General features: G+C 67.7%; 4 protein-coding genes. 2 read left to right on the top strand and 2 right to left on the bottom strand.

Going from position 1 to position 3960, the window contains the following annotated elements:
- Nucleotides 1-55: 55 nt before the first annotated feature.
- Nucleotides 56-811: a cytochrome c oxidase assembly protein gene (locus tag EQG76_RS09555; RefSeq protein WP_235031282.1), complete on the bottom strand. Its 756-nt coding sequence runs from the start codon at nt 809-811 to the stop codon at nt 56-58.
- A 260-nt stretch (nt 812-1071) separates the two neighbouring features.
- Nucleotides 1072-1518: a hypothetical protein gene (locus tag EQG76_RS09550; protein WP_159712801.1), complete on the bottom strand. Its 447-nt coding sequence runs from the start codon at nt 1516-1518 to the stop codon at nt 1072-1074.
- Nucleotides 1519-1690: 172 nt separating this feature from the next.
- On the opposite strand from EQG76_RS09550, the gene ku reads away from it, so the two are divergent.
- Both ku and ligD read left to right on the top strand, forming a co-directional pair.
- Complete coding sequence (ku, locus tag EQG76_RS09545; protein WP_159712799.1) at nt 1691-2611, top strand: non-homologous end joining protein Ku; 921 nt, start codon at nt 1691-1693, stop codon at nt 2609-2611.
- A 12-nt stretch (nt 2612-2623) separates the two neighbouring features.
- On the top strand, nt 2624-3960 hold a 1337-nt coding region (gene ligD, locus EQG76_RS09540), incomplete at its 3' end, for a non-homologous end-joining DNA ligase (RefSeq protein ID WP_200840685.1).

The following is a 3960-nucleotide window of genomic DNA, read 5'->3' as shown; positions in this document are numbered from 1 at the left end:
ATCAGCCCGGCCGTCCAGACCGTCAGCCCGACGATGTGGATGAACTTCAGCCAGGTTACCACGACGCGCTGCCGCCCTCGGCCCGGTGCCGCAGCGCATGCGCCATCAGCGCCAGTGCCGCTGCGAGATAAGGCAGGATCGAGGGCACCCACATGATCAGCCCGCCCAGCTGCTGGTCCTCCAGCGCGCTCAGGCCGAACGGTGCTGTCACCAGGAAATGCGGCGGGTAGAGCGGCTCGGGCGCAAACGTGATCAAGGCGCCCAGCAGGCCCATCTGCACGACCGTGCCGAGCAGCGCCAGGAGGATGCCGACGCTCGCCGAGCGGGGCGCCAGCACGCCCTGCCAGAACAGCCACGCCGTGCCGAACAGTGTGACCTGCATCAGCCAGAACAGCAGGTCGCTTTCCAGTGCTGCCGTGTAGGGCATCGGCGCGTGCCAGAACCAGAGCGTCAGCGCGTGGAGCAGCGCCGCAGCACCTATTGGCAGGAGCGGAGCCCTGCGGGGCAGGCTCAGGACCAGGAGGGGTACGGCAACGCCGATCATCACCAGGTGATGGCTGACCCTGGCGGCGAATAGGGCGGAGGTGAGCGCGCAAAGTGGGCTCACGAAGATCAGGAACAGGAGCGCCCAGCCCGTGGCGAACAGCCGGATCCCGTTCGGGCCGGCCTGCCGTCCGTAGCGCCAGCCATAGGCCAGTGCTGCCAGCAGCAGCACCAGGATGAGCCAGGGATCGAGGTTCCAGCGCATCCAGAGCTCCGCGGGCAGCGGAGCAGCACCGCAATAGGGCAGGCCTTGGAACTGGGACGGCAACCGCGGCTCCTGTCGCTTGGTGCCGCCGCGGCGGCACGAGGTAGCGACGGAGGAAACTGGTGCGCCGCCGCCACTCCGGCAACCGCTAGGAGCCGTGTCAGCGTCCGGGCGGAGGATCAGGTCGTGCGGTGGGCGGCTGGGCCATCTTTCCTGCGGCTCCGGCCCGGTCACCGCCATCGCCGGTAACTGGCGGGAAGGATTCGCGCCGAGTACATGGCCAACGATGGTGGTGACCTGCTTGGATCCTCAGTGCATCCGGATCACTGGGCGACGGTGGCCGGCTCTGTGGCAGGCGCATCGGTCGCCCCTACCGCCTGGGCCGGAACCTCCATGGCCGCCAGGGTCTCCGCGCACAGGCCAGCGGCATCCTCGACCGGCTCATCCATGCCGCCGAGTGTGGTCCAGCCGGCATCCTCGATCAGGTTGTCACGCTGATACGAGCTCGTGTCCTTCAACGTGGCGAGCTGGACGCCGAAATCGGGCGCGCTGGTGAACCGGCTCACGCAGACGTCCGCCGCCAGTTGGGCGCGCGAGGCGTGCGCCGCGTCCTCTGCCATCTCGGTGGCGGTGCCACCGGTGACCCAGCCGCCGAACCAGAAGCCGACGACGATCGTGGCCACGGAACTGCCGACGCACGACCAGAACCAGGCGGTCTTCGATGGCCGGTATTCCTGCCAACGCTGCGAGATGCCGTTGTTCTGGGTCATTTGCCTCTCCCTTTGGTAGAAATGGTAAGCTACCCATCCATTAAGAAATGTCAACAGTCCCGCAAGAAGAAGGTAGGAAATCGATCCAGGCTCATCCACGCAGGGCCAACTGGGGAACCTGCCGGTTCGCCGGCTTTTCCTGATGCGTCCCCGGCCATGTGAAGTTCCGCCGATGTCCCCGCGTCCGTTGTGGAAAGGCTATCTGAAGCTGGCCCTGGTGACCTGTCCGGTCGCCCTGTTCACCGCGGCCTCGACCAGCGACAGGATCTCGTTCCACACCTATAATCGCGAAACGGGGCACCGGGTGCGCCGGCAGTTCGTCGATGCCGAGACCGGCGAGGTGGTCGACCAGGACGAGCAGGTGCGCGGCTACGACCTAAAGGGCGAGGGCTTCGTCGAGATAGAGGACGAGGAGTACGACGCGGTAGCGCTGGAAAGCACGCACACGATCGACATCGACAAGTTCGTGCCGCGCTCCCAGGTCGACGAGATCTATGTGGATGCCCCCTACTACCTGATCCCGACCGACGAGGTTGGCGAAGAGGCTTTCGCGGTGATCCGCGAGGCGATGCGGAGCCGCAAGATGGCCGGGATCGCCCGGCTGGTCCTGTATCGGCGCGAGCGCATCGTGCTGCTGGAGCCGCGCGACAAGGGCATGCTGCTGACCACGCTGCACTATGCCAACGAGGTCCGGCCGCAGGAGGACTATTTCGACGAGATCCCCGACACGCATCTGTCCAAGGAGATGCTGGATCTGGCCGGCCACATCATCGACACGAAGATGAGCCGCTTCGATCCCCGGCAGTTCAAGGACCGCTACGAGGAGGCGCTCAAGGCCCTGGTGAAGGCCAAGGCCAAGGGCAAGAAGATCACGCCAGCACCGGCGCGCAAGCCACCCAACGTGGTGAGCCTGATGGATGCGCTGCGGCAGAGCCTCGGCACCTCCAACGACAATAAGGGGGAGGGCGAGAACGAGGGTGCCGAGGACGAGGCGCCGGCCAAGCCCGCCCGCAAGGGCCGTGGCACCAAGTCCAAGCCTGCTGCCAGCTCCCGGCGCAAGAGCGCTGCCAAGCCCAGCCGCAAGGCGAGCTGAGGCCCGGGCGGCATGGCGCTCGAGGAATATGTCGCCAAGCGCGACTTCACCCGCACCGCCGAGCCGAAGGGCAGGCGGGGCAAGGCTGGCGGGCAGCGCTTCGTCATCCAGAAGCATGATGCGCGGCGGCTGCACTACGACCTGCGCCTGGAGCTGGACGGGGTCTTCAAGAGCTGGGCGGTGACGCGGGGTCCTAGCCTGCTGGCCGGCGAGAAGCGCCTGGCGGTGCAGGTCGAGGACCATCCGCTCGACTATGGCGACTTCGAGGGCAACATCCCCAAGGGCGAATATGGCGGCGGCTCGGTGATCGTCTGGGACCGGGGCAGCTGGCGGCCGGAGGGCGATCCCGAGGCCGGGCTGAAGAAGGGCCGGCTCACCTTCATGCTGGAGGGCGAGAAGCTGGCCGGCGGCTGGCACCTGGTGCGCATGCACAAGCGCCGGGGCGAGAAGCGCGACAACTGGCTGCTCATCAAGCAGGACGACGCGGCGGCACGACCGGAAGACGCGCCCGACATCACGGAGGAACGGCCGGATTCGGTGCTGAGCGGACGATCCAACGCCGACGTCGCCAGCGGCGCGCCCGCCGCCGAAGCGAAGCCGGCCGGTCCGGCCAAGCCGGTGGCGAGACCGGCAAAGAGGGCAAAAGCGCCAAAGCGCGGCGAGCCGGTGTTCGTGCCGCCCTGCCTAGCGCGGCTGGAGGCGAGCCCGCCCGCGGGCGATCACTGGCTGCACGAGATCAAGTTCGATGGCTACCGGATCGAGGCGGTGCTCGCCGACGGCAAGGTCACGCTCTGGACCCGCACCGGGCTGGACTGGACCGACACGTTCGGCCAGGCGATCCCCGATGCTATCGCCGCGCTGGCGGCAGACAGCTTGGTGATCGACGGCGAGGTGGTGGTCGAGAGCGAGGCCGGTGCGTCGGACTATGTGGCGCTGCGCGAGGACCTGTCGGCCGGCCGCACCGACCGGTTCCGCTATTACGTGTTCGACCTCCTGCACCTGGATGGGCGGGACCTGCGCGGCCTGCCGCTGGTGGAGCGCAAGGCGCGGCTGAAGCGCTTGATCGGCCGCCCGGCCGCGGACCAGTCCCTGCGCTTCAGCGAGGATTTCTCGGAGAAGGGCGATCTGGTGCTGCAGCATGCCTGCCGGCTCAGCCTGGAGGGGATCGTCTCCAAGCGGCGCGACGCACCCTACCGGTCCGGCCGCAGCGGCGACTGGATCAAGTCGAAATGCTCGGACCGGCAAGAGTTCGTGATCGCCGGCTGGGTACCGTCCACCGCAGCGCCCAAGTCGATCGGCTCGCTGGTCCTGGCCTATCACGAGAACGGCCGGCTGGTGCATGCCGGCAG

Source organism: Geminicoccus flavidas (assembly GCF_009806515.1).
Lineage (GTDB): Bacteria > Pseudomonadota > Alphaproteobacteria > Geminicoccales > Geminicoccaceae > Geminicoccus > Geminicoccus flavidus.
This window is presented reverse-complemented; position numbering and strand designations above follow the sequence as displayed.

Bases quoted from the DNA above. Each gene is read 5' to 3' on its own strand.
- EQG76_RS09550 (WP_159712801.1), bottom strand. From the start codon at position 1,518: ATGACCCAGAACAACGGCATCTCGCAGCGTTGGCAGGAATACCGGCCA.
- ku (WP_159712799.1), top strand. From the start codon at position 1,691: ATGTCCCCGCGTCCGTTGTGGAAAGGCTATCTGAAGCTGGCCCTGGTG.